This is a genomic window from Stutzerimonas frequens (assembly GCF_024448335.1).
Lineage (GTDB): Bacteria > Pseudomonadota > Gammaproteobacteria > Pseudomonadales > Pseudomonadaceae > Stutzerimonas > Stutzerimonas frequens.
Map to the genome: position 1 here is coordinate 97,979 of NZ_JAMOHM010000010.1, position 20,418 is coordinate 118,396.

Below are 20,418 nucleotides of genomic sequence, written 5' to 3' on the forward strand. Positions count from 1 at the left end.
CGGCCTGACAGGCCCAGACAGCGAGCCAAACCATGAAGATCCTATTGCTCAACGCGTTCTATCCGCCGCATGTAGGCGGTGGCGCTGAAGTCATGCTGCGCCACCTCGCCGAAGGCTTGCAGCGGCGTGGCTGCGAGGTGGCCGTACTGGCGACCGGCCCGGATGCCGGCCTGCACTCGCAAACCCAGAATCAGGTGCGCGTCTATCGCGCCGGGCTGGCCAATTTCTACTGGCACTACACCCAGCAACGTCCGAGCCGCCTGGCCCGACTCGGCTGGCACTACCGCGACCGCTACAACGGCGAGATGCGCCGCCACGTGCGCGATGTGATCCGGCGCGAGCAGCCGGACATCGTCGTCAGCAACAACCTCACCGGTTGGTCGATTTCCGCCTGGGATGAGATCAGCGCCGCGGGCCTGCCCATCGTCCAGGTGCTGCACGACCTGTATCTGCTCTGCCCCAAGGACACCATGTTCAACCACGGCAGGAGCTGCCAGCGCCAGTGTGGCCTGTGCTCGACGTTCCGCCTCGGCCATGCCCGCGCTTCGACGCAGGTCTCGACCGTGATCGGTGTCAGCCGCTTCATTCTCGAACGCATCACCGCCCAGGGTTACTTCAGCCACACTCGCCAGCATGTGGTGCACAACTGCACACCGGCCGAGACCGGCATCGGCAGCCGACTCAAATCACGCAGCGGACATCCGCTGCGCTTCGGCTACATCGGCACGCTTTCGGAGAACAAGGGTGTTGGCTGGCTGATCACGCAGTTCCAGCGCCTGGGAATCGATGCACGGCTGGATATCGCCGGGCGCGGCAAGCTGGACTACGAGGCCCGCCTCAAGGCCATGGCCGACCCGGCCAAGGTGAGCTTTCTCGGCTACTGCGACCGGGACGAGTTCATGCAGAGCATCGACGTGCTGGTGGTGCCCTCGCTGTGGGCCGAGCCATTCGGCCTGGTGGCCGTCGAGGGCTGCGCCAATCAGCTGCCGGTGATCGCCAGCGACATGGGCGGGCTGCCCGAGATCATCCGCGACGGACACAACGGTCTGCTCTGCTCGCCCGACGATCCGGATTCGCTCGGCATCGCCATGCTCTGGCTGTACATCGACGGCACCCTACGCCACCGCCTTGCCAGCCAGGCCCGCGCCAGCGTGCTGCCACTGCTGGATATGGAACGCATGCTGGACCGCTATCAGTCGATCCTGCACGAGACGCTTCAGGGAACGAGAATCCACCATGAACCAGAGCCTGCTGATCACTCCGCGACCACGCGACTCGAATCCGTTGGCCTTCGACAAGTCGACCCTGTTGACGCTGGTCGTCGCCTCGCTGCTGCTGACTGAAACCTTCTCCGGCGCCCTGCGCTACTACTTCGACATGGCCGGGATCTCCTGGCTGCTGTACCTGCCCAAGATTGCCTGTCTGGCGGCGCTGAGCCTGGAACTGCTGCGCTATCGCGGCTGGCCACTGTTCTGGCTGGTGCTGCTCGGCCTGGTGACGTCCAGCCAGCTGGCGCTGATGCATGGGGCGGAGCTGCACAACATCGGCTTCAGCCTGTTCATCTACATCCCGCTGCTGTTCGGCCTGATCTGCGGCCGGCACCTGGAGCTGCGGCTCGGGCTGCTGCGGCGAGTCATCGGCTTCTGCCTCATCGCCTCGTTCGTCGGCATCGCCCTGGACCTGCTCACCAGCGTGCCGTGGAAGGGCTACAGCTACATGGTCGGCGAGGTGGAACTGAGCGCCAACCGCTCCTGGGCGTTCGACGACATCGACCGCATCGGCGGTTTCGCCCGCATGTCCACGGCGCTGTCGGTGATGATCGCGATCTACAGCCTGTTCATCGCCGCGTTCACCCGCTCGCGGCTGCTGCGGCTGATGCTGTATGTCGCCGCGCTGATCGGCATCGTGCTGACCACCAACAAGTCCACCGCGGCGGCCTATGTGCTGACCCTGCTGATGCTGATCGTCACCGCATATCGTTTTGCCAGCGCCACGGCTTTTCTCGTTGCAGTGCTGGTCGGCCTGATGCTGCCGATGGCCAGCCTGGTGCTGAGCCTGGACCCCAATGCGGCCAACAATGGCACCTTGCTCGCCTCGTTCGCCGACCGGCTGATCAACAGCTGGCCGAACTTCATCGGCGTCATCACCCGTGAAGGCTGGGGCTGGTGGGGCGCCGGCTTCGGCACGGTGGGCAGCGCCGGCCAGGTCTATCCGCTGCCGGGGCTGGAGCTGCTGAGCATCGCCGACAACACCGCGCTGTATCTGTGGGGGATGCTCGGGATCTTCGGCGTGCTGCTCTACCTGCTGACCTTCCCGCTCATGCTGCGCCTGCACGAGCGCGGTTCACGGTGGCGCAACGCGCTGCTGCCCATCGTGTTCTGCCTGTGTCTCGTGGCCTGGGCCACCGATGTGCTGGAGGTGACCACGGCCACCCTGTTCCTCGGCCTGGCGATCTCCCATGTGCTGACCCCGGCCCGGTCGCCGGCCGACGGCCTCGCCGCCCAGCGACTGCCCGAACTGCAACGCCTGATCTGAGCCTCAACCCTCACGGATGATCCACATGACGATGCGCTCTACCCTGCTCAACGCCGTACTGTACGGCGGTCTGCTCGGCTGTTCGTTCCCGATTACGGCGCAAACCGTTGACGAACCCTTCGTCGTCGGTGTCTGCGCCCATGAGCTGCACAAAGGCGACCCCAGCGGTCGCGCCTACGCCATGATGCGCGATGCCGGCATCACCTCGGTACGCACCGATGCCCACTGGGCCTATGTCGAGCGCCAGCCGAACCAGCTGAAGATCGAACCGTCCTGGCAGCGCTACCTGAAGGAAACCGCCCGCCATGGCCTGAGTACCCAGTTCATTCTCGGTTATGGAAACCAGCATCACGGGGGTGGCGAGAAGCCCAGAAGCGAGCCGGTGCGGGCCGCGTACAACCGCTATGTCGACTTCGTTACCGAGAACCTCAAGGGCCAGGTGGCCTATTACGAGATCTGGAACGAGTGGGACGTGGAAGACCCCCGCGACCCGGCGTTCACCCAGGACTACGCCCGGCTCATCGCCGACGCGGCAGGGATCATCCGCCAGCGTGACCCGGCTGCTACCGTGCTGGCCGGCGCCGTGACCAGCCAGGGCATCGAGTCTGGTTTCGCTCTGCGCCTGCTGGAGAACGGCCTGATGCAGTCGGTGGACGGCCTCTCGCTGCACCCCTACGTGCATTGCCGCGGTTGGCGGCGCAATACACCGGAAGCCTGGATCGACTGGATGGCCGAGGTAGACAAGGAACTGACCCGCGCCGCCGGGCGTCCGGTGCCGCTCTACCTGACCGAGATGGCCTGGCCCTCGCACCAGGGCGCGTGCGGCATCGACGAAAACCTGCAGGCCGCCTACCTGGCGCGGGCATTCTTCCTCGCCCGAACGCTGCCGAACATCAAGGGCATGTGGTGGTACGACTTCCGCAACGACGGCACCGACAAGACCGAGCGCGAGCACAACTTCGGCCTGGTGCGTCAGGATTTCACGCCCAAACCGGCCTACCCGGTACTCGCCGCGATCAGCGAGATCGTCAGCCAGTACGCCTACCTCGGGCGCCTGGAAAACACCGCGAATGACGTGGTGATGTTGCGCTTCGCCCGGGGCGAGGACGAACTGCTGGTGGCCTGGAGCACCGGCAAGCCAAGGACCGTCGAGCTGCGCGGCAACGAGAACAACGAAGGCATCACCGGGCGCGTGGCGATGATTGATACCGCGCAACCCCGCCACGGACGGGTGACCACTGGCAACGAATGGCGCTGCCCGGCCAGTGACGACGCCTGCAGCACCACGGTGAAGCTCGACGGCTTTCCCAAGATCATCAGCCTGCGCGCCGTCGCCCCCGAGGGCTGAGCACACGCGACAGCCCGCGGATCGAGGCGCCCGTGCGAATCGCCTGCCGGTGACATTGCCGGTCGCAGGGATGCCCATCGCCCGCGCTGGTTGATCTTCCCAACCGAATACCTGGTACCCCCGCAAGGAGAACCCGGATGATCGTCATCAACGCACGATTCCTCACCCAGGAGACCCGCGGCGTACAACGCTTCGCCGAACAGGTCTGCCTGGAGCTGGGCGCGACGCGCAACGACCTGACCTTCGTCGCCCCGCACGACATTCGCATGCACGACAGCGCCAAGCGCCTGCAGGTGCGCTGCATCGGTCGCCACAGCGGCCATCTATGGGAACAGTTGGATTTGCCACTGTGGCTGGCGCGCAACGGCTCGCCGCCGCTGGTCTCGCTGTGCAACACCGCGCCGCTGATCTACCGCAACCAGGTCGCGACCCATCACGACATTACCTATGTCCGCCACCCGGAGAGCTACTCACGCGCCTTCCGCGGTTTCTACAAGGGGCTGACGCCATTGCTGCTCAGACGCATCAAGGCGCTGATCACGGTCAGCGACTTTTCCCGCCGGGAAATCGCCGGTTACTACGGTTACCCGAGCGAGAAGATCTGCGTGGTGCCCAACGCCGTCGCCCGGACGTTCCGTCCGCCCGATCCGCAGGCGCCCAATGAGCGGGACAAGCCCTACCTGCTGGCGGTTTCCTCGCCCAATGCGCACAAGAACTTCGCCCGCATGGTCGCGGCATTCCTCAGCCTGGAGGGCTTCGACGACGTCGAGCTGCACATCGTCGGCGATTCGCATTCGGTGTTCTCCGGCACCGATTGCAGCGTAAGCGATGACGGCCGGGTGTGCCTGCTCGGGCGCATCGACGATGCGCAGCTGGTGCGTGAGTACCAGGGTGCCCGGGCTTTCGTCTTCCCGTCGCTGTACGAAGGCTTCGGCATTCCACCGTTGGAGGCTCAGGCCTGCGGCTGTCCGGTGATCGCGGCGCGGGCGGCATCGATACCGGAGGTGCTGGGCGAAAGCGTGCTGTACTTCGACCCACTCGACATCGAGGACATCGCCCGCTGCATGGGCCATGTGCTGCGCGATGCGCAGCTGCGCGACGACCTGCGCACCCTGGGCGAAGGCAATGTGCTGCGCTACTCCTGGAAACGCTCGGCACAGATCGTCTCGCAACTCATCGACCAGACCCTGACCGGCAAGCGCAGCCCGCCTCCGATGGTTGCCTGGTCATCCGAGCGGCGCCTGCCCTGAGCGCCCTCCCCGGTTCGTTCGTTCAATCATCAAGCGAGGCAGACCATGGAACGGTTGGCACATGTCGATGCGCTGCGCGGCGGCGCAGCACTCCTGCTGCTCATGCACGCGCTGCCGCTAGCAACGGCCGACGGCGCTACGGCGGGCCTGGGCGTAGACCTCTGGCTGCTGGCGACGCTCTGGTTTTTGCTCGGCTGCGGCTTCGTGGTGCCGGCCAGTCTGCATGCCAGCAGCGATGGCGGACGCGGCTTCGTGGTGCGCCGTCTGCTGCGCCTGGTGCCGCTTTACCTGCTGGCCGCGCTGCTGACGGCGCTGCTGCTGCCGGAGGCGTCAGCCTGGCTGCCCGGGGTGACAGCAGCCAAGCAAGCCATCCCGTTCGAGGTCGCCAGCGCCTACGGCGCGATGCCGCCGATCCTGTTGTTCTATCTGCTGTGCCTGTTGATGCATCAGCTCGGCCTGCTGCACAGCGTTAGTCTGCGCGCCGGTGCCGCTCTGCTGCTGTTGGCCTGCTCGCTCCTGCTGGCGCTGGCCCGGCAGCTGCTGGATGGCGCATTGCCGGTCACGCTGCCGCTGCTGGTGTCGCTGATGCTGTTCGCCTCCCTGCGGCACGAGGCGCAGCATGCCGACAGTAGCTATGCCCGCCGCCGCGCCCGGGAATACGCACGCTACACGCGACGAGCCTACGTGCTGGTGCTGCCGGTCATCTTTCTCGCTGGCTGGTCGCAGGGCGAAGCGGCCTGGGCACGGCAGCTGCTGACCTACGCCGTGGCGCTGGCCGGCTTCGTGCTGCTCACCGGTCGCCTGACGATAGGCACGCCGCTGCTGGTCTGGCTGGGCCAGCTCGGTTATGGGCTCTATCTGCTGTTGCCAGCGATGCAGCGACTGGCCGCGCTGTTGATGCAAAACCTCGCAATCAGCGGGCCGGGCGCGGTAATCGGCACCGCACTGCTGGGTCTGCTGCTGGCACTGGGCAGCGCCATGCTCTGTCGCTGGCTGCTAGAGCAACCGCTGGCACACGCCGGCAAGCGCCTCACCGGGCAAAGCGGCCTGCTGCCGCTGGCACGCCTGCACATGCGCTGACCATCCCCGTTTCATGCCTGCAAGGCGGCCCCGCCGCCGATCCTCTAGACCAAGGAAGTCAATCCATGAAAGTTGCCATCGTTCACGACTGGCTGGTGACCTACGCCGGCGCCGAGCGCGTGCTCGCCGGGCTGTGCGCCGTGTGGCCGGACGCCGACCTGTTCGCCGTCATCGATTTCCTATCCGATGAAGACCGCGCCCACCTCGGCGGCAAGCGCGCCACCACGACCTTTATCCAGCAGTTGCCCAAGGCCCGCACGCACTATCAGAAGTATCTGCCGCTGATGCCGCTGGCCATCGAGCAGCTGGACATGTCGGCCTACGATCTGGTCATTTCCAGCAGCCATGCGGTGGCCAAGGGCGTGCTGACCGGCCCCAACCAGCTGCACATCAGCTACGTGCATTCGCCCATTCGCTACGCCTGGGATCTGCAGCACCAGTACCTGCACGAAGCCAGCCTGGAGCGCGGCGTCAAGGCCAAGCTGGCGCGCATGCTGCTGCACTACATGCGCATGTGGGATCAGCGCACCGCCAGTGGCGTCGACGAGTTCATCGCCAATTCGCATTTCATCGGCCGGCGCATCAACAAGAGTTACCGGCGCCAGTCCACGGTGATCTACCCCCCGGTGGATACCCGCCAGTTCACCCTGCACGAGGCCAAGGAAGACTTCTACCTGACCGCCTCTCGCATGGTGCCGTACAAGAAGATTCCGCTGATCGTCGAGGCCTTCGCGGCGATGCCGGACAAGCGCCTGATCGTGATCGGCAGCGGCCCGGAGATGGACAAGGCCCGCGAAGTCGCCGGGCCCAATGTGTCCCTGCTCGGTTATCAGAGCTTCGAGGTGCTGCTGCGCCACATGCAGCGCGCCAGGGCCTTCGTCTTCGCCGCAGAAGAGGATTTCGGCATCGCGCCGATCGAGGCCCAGGCCTGCGGCACCCCGGTGATCGCCTACGGTCGCGGCGGCGTGCTGGAAACCGTGCGGGGGCTCGAGCATGCCGAGCCCACCGGGGTGTTCTACCCCGAGCAGACAACCGCTTCGATCATCGCGGCCATCGACGAGTTCGAACGCCAGCGCGCGCGCATCAGCGCGGCAAGCTGCCGGCGCAACGCCGAACGTTTCTCGGGTGAGCGATTCGAGCTGGAGATCCGCGCCTTCGTCGAGGCGCGACTGCGCGAAGCCAGGCTCGGCGACGGCCTGGCCCTGGCGCCCAGTTCCCAACCGAGCACGCCTCTCTATCCGGCCGCGGTGGTTCCGATAAAGCACGCCTGACCACACCCTTCCCCATCACATTTACGAGGTTTCAAGGATGAACACAGTAAAGCAATGGCTGCGGGCGACCCGCGCGCTCGGCTTTGCCCTTGTGCTGATGAGCGGATCGAGCGGTGCCATGAGCATGAGCGAACCGCTTTCGACCGCCCCGGCACAGCCGTCACCCGGCGCCACCGACGACCACGCATGCGACCCCGCCAACGGCCCCAGCGTCATCGCCTACCGACCCGCCCCGGCCACTGTCGCACCGCACTGCGGCGCATCCGGCGGTGGCCAGAAGGCCAGCCCGCTGCCGGGCGCTCGACAGCATCGTTTCGCTGAACCCGCCTCGGACTCGCTTCCTACCCGGCCGGTGGACAACAGACGTTATTCATTCTGATCAGGGCCCGCAGCCCCGCTTCTTCAGGAGCTACAGCATGAGCACAGACGCACCATCCAGGACCTCGCTGGTTCTGGCGGACGGCTACTCCTATACCGAACTCATTCCCGCTCCGGGCGCCAGCGGCGCCCCGGGGGAAACCTTCATTCGGGTATTCCACGCCTTTTTCAGCCCCGACGACGATGATCGGCTAGCCCCCGCGGCGCCCACCGGCGACATCCCAGTCACCACCTCCGAACAAGGCTGAGGAATGCCCGCCATGTCGAACCTTGCATGCCCCGAAGCCCTGCGTCCGTGCGTGAATGCCGCCGAGCTGCCCGACGAGGCGGCCCTTAAGCAAACCACCATCGTCACGGTGACCTATGGCGAGCGCCTGCCATTCCTCCAGCGCCTGATCGAGCAGGCCTTCCGCTTCGAGCAGATCACACGCGTGCTGGTGGTCAGCAATGCGTCACGCGCGCCGCTGGAGCAGCTCTGCAGCCGCTGGCCCGGCCAGGTACGCATCATTTCGCTGGAGCACAACACCGGCTCGGCCAACGGTTACGCGGTCGGGCTGCAGGCGGCGCTCGCCGAGGGCGCGCATTACATCTGGATGATGGATGACGACAATGCACCCACCGCGGCCGCCGTACGCCTGCTGCACGAGGAGCTGGCCCGCCTCGGTCAGGAGGTCGGCCTGGATCGCGCCGCGGTACTGGGCTTTCGTGCCAGTCAGCAGGAGGATATCGCCCGCGGCGTACCGGGCCGCTTCGCCATCCAGCCGCGCTCCAGCTACTTCGGATTTCACGTCGCGCAGCTGCCCTACAAGATCTGGCGCCGCCTGCCTTGGGGGCGCCCGCAAGGCATCCCGCCGCGTACGCTGGACCTGCCGTTCGCACCCTATGGTGGCATGCTCGCCCACCGCAGCCTGTACCAGACCATCGGCGTGCCACTGCGCGAGCTGGTGCTCTACGCCGACGACACCGAGTACACCCGCCGCATCACTGCCGGTGGCGGCCGGCTGCGCCTGGTCACCGACGCCGTGATCGACGAGCTGGAGCTGTCGTGGAACATCAAGGCCCACACCCGCAACATCTACGAAGCCTTCCTGCTCGGTGACTCGGACTTTCGCGCCTACTACACCGCACGCAACCAGGCCTGGTTCGACACCCACATCTGGGCGGCCTCGCCCTGGCTGTACCGCCTGAACCGGCGGATCTTCCTTGCGCTGCTGCGCTACATCGCCCGGCGGCATCAGACTCCGCAGCGGCTGCGGTTGATCGAGCAGGCCATCCGTGACGGCGAGAGCCGCACGCTGGGAATGAACCAGACCTTTCCGCTGCGCTGACCACACCCAAGGGGAAACCGATGCACGCGCCAACCACCGCGCCAAGAGACAACAACTTCGATTTTCTGCGATTCTTCGCCGCCTCGATGGTGGTGTTCGGCCATAGCTACGGGTTGTCCGGGCAGGCTGACCGGGAGCCCCTGCGCCTGTTCAGCGGCAGCTACGACTCGGCGGACATCGCCGTGCACATCTTCTTCGTCATGAGCGGCTTTCTCATCGCTGGCTCATGGCTGAACAGTCGCAGCGTGCTGGATTTCGCCGCCAAGCGGGCCTTGCGCATCCTTCCGGCGTTGCTCGTATCGGTGCTGTTGGCGGTCCTGCTGGTCGGCCCGCTGGCGACGGCGCTGCCGCTGGGCGACTATTTCGCCGCACCCGGCACACTCGCCTACCTGAGCAATGCCGCGCTGATCACCGAGTTCCGCCTGCCCGGGACCTTTTCCAGCAATCCGTTTCCACATACGGTCAACGGCTCGCTGTGGACGCTGCCCTATGAGGTGCTGATGTATGCCTCGGTGCTCACCCTGGGGTTGCTCAAGTGCTTCGGTCGCAACAGCGCGCTGATCGGCCTGTTTCTGCTGGTGGGCGTGCACTTTCATCTGATGCCGCTTCTCGAGCTGCAGAGCGACCTGCTACGCAAGGCCTCGCGGTTGGGGATGTTCTTCTATGCCGGCGTAGTGCTGTACCTGTACCGCTTGCGCATTCACTGGCACTGGACGCTCGCCTGGCTACTGCTCGCGGCCAATCTCGTCAGCGCCCGCAGCGACCACTGGGAACTGGTGCACCTGCTCACCCTGCCGTACCTGACGCTCTACCTGGCACACTTGCGCGTGCCGCGCCTGGCCGGTTTCGGCAAGGCCGGCGACTTCTCCTACGGCCTGTACATCTTCAGTTTTCCACTTCAGCAACTGCTGATGCACTGGACCGATGGGCAGCTATCCCTGGTTCCCTTCATGCTGCTGAGCTTCGCCGGCAGCCTGCTGCTGGCCGTGCTGTCCTGGCATCTGATCGAGGCGCCGGCCCTGCGCCTCAAGCGCTACCTGCCGCGCGCCCCGCGCAGCGACCAGGCCGCCGCTACGGCGGCCATCGTCCCGCCGGTCAGGGTACGGCGAATACCCTGACGTCGGCGGCAGTCGAGGCAACCGCATCGGGTTGCGCCTGACCAAGACCGAGCTGGCGCACCTTGCGCAGCTGGCGAACGCGCTCCAGATTGTCCCAGGCGGTGGCGTAGTGCGACGGCGACTGCTCCATAGCGCTGCGGAAGAACTGCTCGGCCTCGTCCAACTTGCCCTCCACCAGGCAGATGTAGCCCACATCGTTGCTCGCCTGCGCGCGCGACCCGATCTGCTCGAAAGCCGACAGCGCCTCCTCGTAGCGTTCCGTGCGCGCCATCAGCAGTCCGTAGTTGCGCCACAGCGGCGCATAGGCGGTGTTGCGATCCAGCGCGCGGCGGAATACGCGCTCGGCTTCCTGCCAGTGCCCGGCCATGTAGTAGGAATAGCCGAGGCTGTTTTGCACCAGCACCGAACGCGGCTCGATCTGCAAGGCCAACCGGTAATAGCGCTCGGCCTGGGCGAAGTCGTTGTTCAGGTCGGCGAGCACCCCCAGTGCGTTGTACAACCGTACCGGCGACTGACGATCGACCTTGAGCGCATCTGCCGCTGCAGCGGCATCACCGCCCGCCTGGCGCTGCTGGTCCAGCGACACGGCGCGCGCGCGTTCAAGCAGTTCGTTGGCTGTACGCCGAGCGAGTACCGTAACGGCGCCCCTTCCTCCGCAACGATGCTGGCCGAGCAGAACCTGCAGGATGCGACTCGGCCCAGTAGCGACTTGCTGGGCCTGGACGTCGGCGCCTGACGATCGCTGGGCGCCGCGTCCCCGCCACGACGATGTTCGTCAGCCGACAGACATACGGCCGCTGCCGCAATCTGGCTAAAAAACATCCACATCGGTATACTCGCGCGCCTTTTTAATGCGCGGTTTTCGAGGTTCAAAGTCGATGAGCAAAACGCCAACAGTCGGGTTCGTCAGCCTGGGTTGCCCCAAGGCCACGGTCGACTCTGAACGCATCCTCACCCAGCTGCGCATGGAGGGTTACCAGATCGTGCCGTCCTACGAGGATGCCGATGTGGTGGTGGTCAATACCTGCGGCTTCATCGACAGTGCAAAGGCCGAATCGCTGGACGCCATCGGCGAGGCGATCGCCGAGAACGGCAAGGTGATCGTCACCGGCTGCATGGGCGTGGACGAGAACAACATCCGTGGCGTGCACCCCAGCGTGCTGGCGGTTACCGGCCCGCAGCAGTACGAGCAGGTGGTCAATGCGGTGCACGAAGTGGTGCCGCCGAGCATCGAGCACGATCCTTTCGTCGACCTGGTGCCACCGCAGGGCATCAAGCTCACCCCGCGCCACTATGCCTATCTGAAGATTTCCGAAGGCTGCAACCATACCTGCAGCTTCTGCATCATCCCGTCCATGCGCGGCAAGCTGGTCAGCCGCCCGGTGGGCGATGTGCTCAGCGAGGCCGAGCGCCTGGTCAAGGCCGGCGTGAAGGAAGTCCTGGTGATCAGCCAGGACACCAGCGCCTATGGCGTCGACCTCAAGTACAAGCTGGATTTCTGGAACGGCCAGCCGGTCAAGACGCGCATGCTCGAGCTGTGCGAGGAGCTGGGCAAGATGGGCGTCTGGGTGCGCCTGCACTACGTCTACCCCTACCCCAACGTCGACGACGTGATCCCGCTGATGGCCGCCGGCAAGATCCTGCCGTACCTGGACATCCCCTTCCAGCACGCCAGCCCGAAGGTGCTCAAGGCCATGAAGCGCCCCGCCTTCGAAGACAAGACCCTGGCGCGCATCAAGCAGTGGCGCGAGATCTGCCCCGAGCTGACCATTCGCTCGACCTTCATTGTCGGCTTCCCCGGCGAGACCGAGGAAGACTTCCAATACCTGCTCGACTGGCTCACCGAAGCCCAGCTCGACCGCGTCGGCTGCTTCCAGTATTCGCCGGTCGAAGGCGCACCGGCCGAGGCCATGGGCCTGGAACCGGTACCGGACGAGATCAAGCAGGATCGCTGGGACCGCTTCATGGCGCACCAGCAGGCCATAAGCGCCGCGCGCCTGCAGCTGAAGGTCGGCAAGGAACTGGACGTGCTGATCGACGAAGTGGACGAGGACGGCGCCATCGGCCGCTCCTGGGCCGACGCCCCGGAGATCGACGGCATGGTCTACGTCGACAGCGAACAGCCGCTGCAGCCGGGCGACAAGGTCCGCGTGCGCGTCACCAACGCCGACGAGTACGACCTCTGGGCCGAAGTGATCTGAGCTGCTCCGCTACATGAAACGCCCCGCTTCTGCGGGGCGTTTTCATTTCTGCGCTACGAGCCCTGGGCAGCCCGGTGGTGGAAACGGCGAAGCCTTTTCCACCACCGGGCTGCGGGTTCGTCAACGCCGCGGCGGTTGCCGCACCGGCGCATTGCCGGCCACGTAGTACTTCGCCGTGCTGCGCGGCAGCGGCTCATGACCACGAATCCGGTCGGCGATCTTCTCGGCGATCATGATGGTGGTCGCGTTGAGGTTGCCGGTGATGATCTGCGGCATGATCGAGGCATCCACCACGCGCAACCCTTCCAGCCCATGCACCCGGCCCTGGCCGTCGACCACGGCCATGTCGTCGCTGCCCATCTTGCAGGAGCAGGACGGGTGATAGGCCGTCTCGGCGTGCTCGCGGACGAAGGCGTCCAGCTCGGCATCGCTCTGCGCATCGATACCCGGGCTCAGCTCGCGACCGCGGTAAGGGTCGAGCGCCGGCTGGGCGATGATCTCGCGGGTGATGCGGATGGCATCGCGGAATTCGCGCCAGTCCTGCTCGTGGGCCATGTAGTTGAACAGGATGCTCGGGTCCTCGGCCGGGTCGGTCGAGCGGATCTCGATACGCCCGCGGCTGGGCGAGCGCATCGAGCCGACGTGGGCCTGGAAACTGTGACCGTCATGGGCGTTGCTGCCGTTGTAGCTGACTGCCACCGGCAGGAAGTGGAACTGGATGTTCGGCCATTCGAACTCGTCACTGCTGCGGATGAAGCCGCCGGCCTCGAACTGGTTGCTGGCGCCGATGCCGCTGCCGAGGAACAGCCATTCGGCGCCGATGGCCGGCTGGTTCCACCACTTCAGCGCTGGATACAGCGAAACCGGCTTCAGGCACTCGAACTGCAGGTACATCTCAAGATGGTCCTGCAGGTTCTGGCCAACGCCGGGCAGCTCGTGGACAAGTTTCACGCCGACCCGGCGCAGCAGCTCGCCCGGCCCGACGCCCGAGCGCTGCAGGATCTGCGGCGAGGCGATCGCTCCGCCGCACAGCAGCACCTCGCGACGCGCACGCACGATGTACGGATCCTTGCGATCGCGCAGGTAGCGCACGCCCACTGCGCGCTTGCCTTCAAACAGGACGCGATCGGTCACCGCGTGCGTTTCGATGGTCAGGTTCGGCCGCTCCCTGGCCTGATCCAGATAGCCGCGCGCCGTGCTGGCGCGCCGGCCCTGGGGCGTCACGGTACGGTCCATCGGGCCGAAGCCTTCCTGCTGATAGCCGTTGAGGTCGTCGGTACGCGGATAGCCGGCCTGCACACCGGCTTCGACCATGGCGTGGAACAGCTCGTTGTTGTCGGCCTTCGGCGTGGTCACGCTGACCGGGCCGACACCGCCGTGGTAATCGTTGGGGCCGATGTCGCGCGATTCGGCCTTGCGGAAATACGGCAGGCAGTCGAGGTAGGTCCAGTCTTCCAGGCCGGGGATCTTGGCCCAGTTGTCGTAGTCCAGCGCGTTGCCGCGGATGTAGCACATGCCGTTGATCAGCGAGGAACCACCCAGGCCCTTGCCGCGGCCGCAGTCCATGCGACGGTTGTTCATGTGCGGCTCGGGGTCGGTCTTGTAGGCCCAGTTGTAGCGCGTGCCCTGCAGCGGATAGGCCAGCGCGGCGGGCATCTGGGTCCGGAAGTCCAGCCGGTAGTCCGGGCCGCCGGCTTCCAGCAGCAGCACGCTGACGTCGGCATCCTCGGTCAGGCGCGCGGCGAGCACGTTACCCGCCGAGCCGGCGCCGATGATGATGTAGTCATATTCCATGGTTCAAACCTCCTTCAGAACACCGAGGCGAACTCGCCCAGCTCTACCTGTACCGATTTGACCCGCGTGTAGTGCGCCAGCGAGGCGATGCCGTTTTCGCGGCCGATGCCGGACTGCTTGTAGCCACCGACCGGCATCTGCGCCGGCGATTCGCCCCAGGTATTGATCCAGCAGATGCCGGCCTCGAGGCGATGGATGATGCGGTGCGCCCGCGCCAGATCGCTGGTGACCACGCCGGCGGCGAGGCCGTACTCGGTGTCGTTGGCGCGGCGGATGACTTCGTCCTCATCCTGATACTCGAGCAGGCTCAGCACCGGGCCGAAGATCTCTTCGCGCACGATCGTCATGTCGTCGCTGCAGTCGCTGAAGACGGTGGGTGCGACGAAGGCGCCCCTGGCGTACTCGCCCTCGGTCACCCGCTCACCGCCACAGAGCAGCCGCGCGCCAGCGGCCTTGCCCTTGACGATGTAGTCGAGCACCTTGTTCATGTGCGCGAAGCTGACCAGGGGACCGAAGTTGGTCTCATCCTGCTGCGGATCGCCCAGGCGGATGCGCTGCACGCGCTCCAGCAGCTTGTCCTCGAAGGCCGCTTTCAGGCCCGCGGGGACGAACACCCGTGTGCCGTTGGTGCACACCTGGCCGGAGCTGAAGAAGTTGGCCATGACCGCGATATCGGCCGCGCGATCCAGATCGGCGTCCTCGCAGACGATCAGCGGCGACTTGCCGCCCAGTTCCATGGTCACGTCCTTCAGCGAAGAGCCTGCCGCGCTGGCCATGACCTTCTTGCCGGTCGCCACACCGCCGGTGAAGGACACCTTGGCGATGCGCGGGTGCTCGGTGATCAGCGCACCGATGCCGGCGCCACTGCCGGTCAGCACGTTGAACACGCCGTCAGGCAGCCCGGCCTCGCTGAAGATTTCCGCCAGCTTGAGCGCGCTCAAGGGCGTGACCTCACTGGGCTTGAAGATCATCGCGTTGCCCGCAGCCAGCGCCGGAGCGGCCTTCCACAGGGCGATCTGGATCGGGTAGTTCCAGGCACCGATGCCGGCCACCACGCCCAGCGGTTCGCGCCGGGTATAGACGAAGCTGCTGTCGCGCAGCGGAATCTGCTCGCCCTCGATGGCCGGAGCCAGGCCCGCGTAGTACTCCAGCACGTCGGCACCGGTGACGATGTCAACGCTGCGGGTCTCGCTCAGCGGCTTGCCGGTGTCCAGGGTTTCCAGCAGGGCCAACTCGTCGTTGCGCTCGCGCAAGAGATCGACCGCGCGCCGCATGATGCGCGCCCGCTCGATGCCGGTCAGTGCTGCCCAGACGCGCTGGCCCTGCTCGGCGCTTTCAACCGCACGTTCCAGATCGGCCGCACCGGCCTCGGGCACTTCGGCCAGGACTTCGCCGTTGGCCGGGTTGATGCTTTCGAAGGTCTGGTTGCTGCTGGCGTCGGCGTAGCCGCCATGGATATAGAGTTGCTGCCGTGGGAAACGGGCCATGTTCTACCTCGTTCGTACTGTCTGTGGCGGCAGCGGATCGACGCTGCCGCGACATGGATGGAACGCCTCGGGGATCGCCCGAGGCGTGCAGGGTCAGGGTGTCGGCGCCGCACCCGGGTTGGGCATGCCGCTTTCACCACCGCCGTTTTCGCGCTGCAGATGCAGGAAGTGCATGTGGTGCTCGTAGTGGTCGAGGATGTCCTCGATCAGCTGCCGCCGGGAGTAGCCCATCAGGTCGTAGCCCAGGCTGCCCTGGCGCAGATGCACCTCGAGCCGGTAGTAGTCGGCGTTGCCGCTCTGCGTGCGCAGGGCAAAGGACGGCATGGTGCCGCGCACCGGCCAAATCTGATAGGTAAAGTCCTGCTCGCTGCCCAGATTGACGTGCAGCGCCAGGTGCTCGTTGCCCGGTTCGCCTTCGACGATCTCCACCGGCACGCCCTTCTCGCCCAGCGCCTTCTGGATCTCCTCCATCGCCGGTTTGCAGACCTCCTTCAGGTAACGACGGATCTGCGAACGGCTGGGGAAACTCATCGCCCGCGACAGCCGCTGACTCCAGTTCATCTGCGTGTGTTCCAGCGTGGCGCGCCCGGACAGATAGCCGGACAGGCTCTTCTGGTAGCTGTCGGCCATGACGCCTTCGACGTGCAGTGCCTTGAACAGCCCGTACATCATGAACAGCAGCACGATGGAGAACGGTAGCCCCATGATCACCACGGTGCCCTGCAGCGCGGTCAGGCCACCGGCGATCAACAGCGCCAGGGTGAGAATGCCGATGATGGCGGCCCAGAGGATGCGCATCCACACCGGTGCATCGCTGTTCACATCCTTGAGAATGGACGTGAAGTTCGACAGCACCAGCGAGCCGGAGTCGCCGGAGGTAACGAAGAACACTATCGCGAGGATGGTCACCACGATAGTCGTGAGGCCAGCCCAGGGCAGGCTCTGCAGGAACAGATAGATCGACGAGCCAGGGTTGCTCACCGCCTGCTGGCCGAATTCGAGGGCACCGCCCATGACCATCTCGATGGCGCTGTTACCCATGATCGACATCCAGGCCATCATGAAGGCCAGCGGCAGCAGCAGCGTGCCGATGACGAACTCGCGGATGGTGCGACCACGGGAAATGCGTGCCAGGAACAGGCCCACGAAAGGCCCCCAGGCAATCCACCAGGCCCAGAAGAACACCGTCCAGGCGTTCAGCCAGTCGGTCGGCCGGCGGTAGGCGTAGGTGTCCAGCGACAGACTGATGAAGTTGGAGAAGTAGTCGCCGACGTTCATTACCAGCGCATTGAGGAGGAACACCGTATCGCCGACCACCAGCACGAACAGCAACAGCAGTACCGCCAGCAGCATGTTGAACTCGGAAAGCCGGCGAATTCCGCGCTCGACCCCGGTCGCCGCCGAGATCGCCGAGAACACTACGATCAGCACCACCAGCACGGCCTGGGTGAAGGTGCCTTCCGGTACGCCGAAGATGTAGTTGAGGCCGAAGTTCAGCTGGATGATGCCGATGCCGAGACTGGTGGCTATGCCGAACACCGTGCCCAGCACCGCGGCGGTATCGACGGTATGCCCGATGGACCCGTAGATGCGCTTGCCGAAGATCGGATACAGCGCCGAGCGGATCGACAGCGGCAAGCCCTGGCGGAAGCTGAAATACGCCAGCGACATGCCGACCAGGGTATAGACACCCCAGCCCGAAAGCCCCCAGTGGAGAAAGGTCAGCTCCATGGCGTGGCGTGCGGCCTGGGTGGTGCCGCCCTCGCCTACCGGCGGTTCGAGGAACTGGGTGATGGGTTCGGCGATACAGAAGAACAGCAGGTCGATGCCGATCCCGGCGGAAAACAGCATCGCCGCCCAGGTGACCACATTGAATTCAGGCTTGGAATGATCCGGCCCGAGGCGGATCTTGCCGTAGCGGCTGGTGGCGACGATCACCACGAAGAGCAGGTAGACCAGCACGGCGAGAAAGTAGAACCAGCCGAAGCTGTCGGATATCCAGCCAAGCACCGTATTGATGACCGCTTGGGAGCGATCAGTGAAGAACATCGTCCATATGGCAAACGCCACGATGGCGATTGCGGAACCGTAGAACACTACGGGATTGATCCGGTCAGCCGGCGCTTCGGAATCATTGGGCGAGAGCTCAGCCTCGTTCATCAGTTCGATCTCCTGAACTTGTTCTGGCTTTACGACATCGCAGTGCGACGTATTGCGGCAGGCGGCGTGCAAATTTGCCAAGGGTTACGCGGCCTGATGGCGGGGCGGGTATGCAAGACATGCTGTGCTGATGACAGCCATACCCATCGGCACGCGGGTATGCCGACCAAACAAAAGCGGTGATTTGCTCCGATAAGATGAAATAAGCGGCGCATCCTACACGATAAATCAAAATCCTGCGAACCGAGACTGGCACCCTTCGCCATGACTGACCACCACCAGCCCTTCGCCGAGCCTATTCGGAGCGCCGCAACAGCACGAAGAAACGAGGAGTCACTGCGCGGTTGCCGCTACGTTTTCAGCGGCCCAGGCGCTGGCTTATGATCGCCCCGCGTAAACAGGCCCCCCTTTTCACCAGCAGAGATGAACCCATGTCGTCCGATCCTCGCTTCACTGCCATGCCCGACGCCAACGGATACTTCGGCCCCTACGGCGGCCAGTTGGTCCCGCCGCACCTCAAGCAGACGATGGACGACATCAACCTGGCCTACGAGGAAATCCGCCAGCGCGAGGATTTCCAGCAGGAACTGGCCGCACTGTTCGCCGACTACGTGGGCCGGCCAAGCCCGATCTTCCATGCGCGGCGGCTGTCCGAGCAGCTCGGTGGTGCGCAGATTCACCTGAAGCGCGAAGACCTGAACCACACCGGCGCGCACAAGATCAATCACTGCCTGGGCGAGGCACTGCTGGCCAAGTTCATGGGCAAGAAGAAGGTGATCGCGGAAACCGGTGCCGGCCAGCATGGGGTCGCGCTGGCCACCGCCTGCGCACTGGTAGGTATTCCCTGCGAGATTCACATGGGCCAGGTGGATATCGAGAAGGAGCACCCGAACGTCACCAAGATGAAGATCCTCGGCTGCAAGCTGGTAGCCGTCACCCGCGGCGCGGCGACGCTCAAGGAAGCAGTGGACAGCGCCTTCGAGGAATACCTGAAGGACCCGCACAACTACATCTACGCCATCGGCTCGGTGGTCGGCCCGCACCCGTTTCCGAAGATGGTCCGCGATTTCCAGTCGATCATCGGTAACGAGGCCCGTGAGCAATTTCTCTCCAGACACGGTCGCCTGCCGGATCATGTGGTCGCCTGCGTCGGCGGCGGCTCCAATGCCATGGGCATGTTCACTGCCTTTCTGGAGGATGCCGCGGTCGAGCTGGTCGGTATCGAGCCGGCGGGCGAAAGCCTGGACAAGCCCGGCCGCCATTCGGCCACGCTGTCCAAGGGCAAGCCCGGCGAGTTGCATGGCATGGCCTGCTATGTGCTGGAAGATGCCGAGGGCAACCCGTCCGCGGTGCACTCCATCGCCTCCGGCCTGGATTACCCTGGTGTCGGTCCGCAGCACAGTTATCTCAAGGACATCGGCCGGGTGAACTACCAGACCGCGACCGACCAGGAATGCCTGGACGCCTTTATGACCCTGTCGCGTGTCGAAGGCATCATCCCCGCCCTGGAAAGCGCTCACGCCGTGGCCTGGGCGATTCGCACCGCGCCAACGCTGAGCAAGGACAGCCACATCCTGGTCAACCTTTCCGGCCGCGGCGACAAGGATGCCGACTACGTCGCCAATCTGCTCGGTCTGTAAGGTCTTGGCATCGGGCCGCCGCTTCAACGAGCGCGCGGCCCGACGTCGCGCAACGCGGCGCCATAGCGGGTAAGATGCGCAGCCGCCCGCCCGTATCCAGGCCTGCCCCATGCAACACAGCGTCTCGCCTATCGGCTACGTCCGCTCCTGTTTCAAGGAGAAGTTCGCCATCCCCCGCCAGCCCAGCCTGGCGCCGGCCGCACGCGGAGTGGTGGAACTGCTGCCGCCGTTCGACAGCGGGGAGGCGGTAGCCGGGCTCGAGCAGGTCAGCCATGTATGGCTGCTGTTTCTTTTCCACAAGGCACTGGAAAGCAAACCCCGCCTCAAGGTCCGCCCGCCACGTCTGGGCGGCAATCGCATGGTCGGCGTGTTCGCCACCCGCGCGACCCACAGGCCCAACGGAATCGGTCAATCGGTGGTCAGGCTGGATCGGGTCGAAGCGGATCGGCTGTTCATCTCCGGCATCGACCTGCTGGACGGCACCCCGGTGCTGGACATCAAACCCTACGTGCCCTACGCCGATGCGCTGCCGGATGCGCGCAATGACATGGCCGCCGACGCGCCAGAGTTGATCGAGGTGCAGTGGTCAGAAACTGGACTATCGCAGGCCCGCCGCGAAGCACTACGCCTCGGCGAACCGCTGGTGGAACTCATCGAGCAGTGCCTGGCGCAGGACCCGCGCCCGGCCTATCAGAAACCCGAACCGGAACGGCGATACGGCGCACAGTTCTGGGATGTGGACGTGCGCTGGCACTATCCGACGCCAGGCGTGATCCGCGTTCTCGAAGTCGCGCCAGCAGCGCCGCAACCGGCCTGATGCCGGCGCGG

The 20,418-nt window shown here is 65.2% G+C and carries 17 protein-coding genes; 13 read left to right on the forward strand and 4 right to left on the reverse strand.

Features of this window, described 5'->3' with window-relative positions:
* Nucleotides 1-32 precede the first annotated feature (32 nt).
* The 10 genes from NAO55_RS14760 to NAO55_RS14805 all read left to right on the forward strand — a co-directional run bounded on the left by NAO55_RS14760 (nt 33) and on the right by NAO55_RS14805 (nt 10,308).
* Nucleotides 33-1,343 carry a glycosyltransferase family 4 protein gene (locus tag NAO55_RS14760; protein WP_102841384.1) on the forward strand — a complete coding sequence of 437 codons (1,311 nt, stop codon included), beginning with the start codon at nt 33-35 and terminating at the stop codon, nt 1,341-1,343.
* Nucleotides 1,237-2,535, forward strand: a complete 1,299-nt coding sequence (locus NAO55_RS14765) for a hypothetical protein (RefSeq protein ID WP_102841385.1) — start codon at nt 1,237-1,239, stop codon at nt 2,533-2,535. Before NAO55_RS14760 ends, NAO55_RS14765 begins: the two co-directional genes overlap by 107 nt.
* A 25-nt stretch (nt 2,536-2,560) precedes the next feature.
* Complete coding sequence (locus tag NAO55_RS14770; protein WP_180981661.1) at nt 2,561-3,883, forward strand: glycoside hydrolase family 113 protein; 1,323 nt, start codon at nt 2,561-2,563, stop codon at nt 3,881-3,883.
* A 137-nt stretch (nt 3,884-4,020) separates the two neighbouring features.
* Nucleotides 4,021-5,133 carry a glycosyltransferase family 4 protein gene (locus NAO55_RS14775; protein ID WP_102841387.1) on the forward strand — a complete coding sequence of 371 codons (1,113 nt, stop codon included), beginning with the start codon at nt 4,021-4,023 and terminating at the stop codon, nt 5,131-5,133.
* A 45-nt stretch (nt 5,134-5,178) separates the two neighbouring features.
* Entirely contained in the window at nt 5,179-6,213 is a 1,035-nt protein-coding gene (locus tag NAO55_RS14780) for an acyltransferase (protein WP_102841388.1), read from the forward strand.
* 65 nt (nt 6,214-6,278) lie between these two features.
* Nucleotides 6,279-7,484: a glycosyltransferase family 4 protein gene (locus NAO55_RS14785; RefSeq protein WP_102841389.1), complete on the forward strand. Its 1,206-nt coding sequence runs from the start codon at nt 6,279-6,281 to the stop codon at nt 7,482-7,484.
* 37 nt (nt 7,485-7,521) lie between these two features.
* Complete coding sequence (locus NAO55_RS14790) at nt 7,522-7,863, forward strand: hypothetical protein (protein WP_146030741.1); 342 nt, start codon at nt 7,522-7,524, stop codon at nt 7,861-7,863.
* Between the two features lie 37 nt (nt 7,864-7,900).
* The gene (locus NAO55_RS14795) at nt 7,901-8,110 is read left to right on the forward strand and encodes a hypothetical protein (protein WP_063543578.1); all 210 of its coding nucleotides are present in this window, start codon (nt 7,901-7,903) and stop codon (nt 8,108-8,110) included.
* A 12-nt stretch (nt 8,111-8,122) separates the two neighbouring features.
* A complete protein-coding gene (locus NAO55_RS14800) occupies nt 8,123-9,190 on the forward strand; it encodes a glycosyltransferase (protein WP_369806263.1) in 1,068 nt (355 codons plus the stop codon).
* A gap of 20 nt (nt 9,191-9,210) precedes the next feature.
* Nucleotides 9,211-10,308, forward strand: coding sequence for an acyltransferase family protein (locus NAO55_RS14805; RefSeq protein WP_102841392.1), 1,098 nt, complete (start codon nt 9,211-9,213; stop codon nt 10,306-10,308).
* On the opposite strand, the gene NAO55_RS14810 is transcribed toward NAO55_RS14805, so the two are convergent.
* A complete protein-coding gene (locus NAO55_RS14810; protein WP_232244545.1) occupies nt 10,286-10,894 on the reverse strand; it encodes a tetratricopeptide repeat protein in 609 nt (202 codons plus the stop codon). The genes NAO55_RS14805 and NAO55_RS14810 overlap by 23 nt on opposite strands.
* A gap of 292 nt (nt 10,895-11,186) precedes the next feature.
* Here NAO55_RS14810 and rimO point away from each other — a divergent pair, with 292 nt between their 5' ends.
* The gene (gene rimO, locus NAO55_RS14815; protein WP_102841393.1) at nt 11,187-12,509 is read left to right on the forward strand and encodes a 30S ribosomal protein S12 methylthiotransferase RimO; all 1,323 of its coding nucleotides are present in this window, start codon (nt 11,187-11,189) and stop codon (nt 12,507-12,509) included.
* A gap of 120 nt (nt 12,510-12,629) precedes the next feature.
* Here the strand turns inward: rimO and betA are convergent, their stop codons facing one another.
* The 3 genes from betA to NAO55_RS14830 all read right to left on the reverse strand — a co-directional run bounded on the left by betA (nt 12,630) and on the right by NAO55_RS14830 (nt 17,950).
* On the reverse strand, nt 12,630-14,303 hold the full coding sequence (gene betA / locus NAO55_RS14820) for a choline dehydrogenase (RefSeq protein WP_102841394.1): 1,674 nt from the start codon (nt 14,301-14,303) through the stop codon (nt 12,630-12,632).
* 14 nt (nt 14,304-14,317) lie between these two features.
* Nucleotides 14,318-15,790, reverse strand: coding sequence for a betaine-aldehyde dehydrogenase (gene betB, locus NAO55_RS14825; RefSeq protein WP_102841395.1), 1,473 nt, complete (start codon nt 15,788-15,790; stop codon nt 14,318-14,320).
* A gap of 93 nt (nt 15,791-15,883) precedes the next feature.
* Complete coding sequence (locus NAO55_RS14830; protein WP_102841396.1) at nt 15,884-17,950, reverse strand: choline transporter; 2,067 nt, start codon at nt 17,948-17,950, stop codon at nt 15,884-15,886.
* Nucleotides 17,951-18,381: 431 nt separating this feature from the next.
* Between NAO55_RS14830 and trpB the strand changes: the two genes are divergently transcribed.
* Nucleotides 18,382-19,590 carry a tryptophan synthase subunit beta gene (trpB, locus tag NAO55_RS14835; protein WP_102841397.1) on the forward strand — a complete coding sequence of 403 codons (1,209 nt, stop codon included), beginning with the start codon at nt 18,382-18,384 and terminating at the stop codon, nt 19,588-19,590.
* A 109-nt stretch (nt 19,591-19,699) separates the two neighbouring features.
* Nucleotides 19,700-20,407, forward strand: a complete 708-nt coding sequence (tsaA, locus tag NAO55_RS14840; RefSeq protein ID WP_102841398.1) for a tRNA (N6-threonylcarbamoyladenosine(37)-N6)-methyltransferase TrmO — start codon at nt 19,700-19,702, stop codon at nt 20,405-20,407.
* Nucleotides 20,408-20,418: the final 11 nt, after the last annotated feature.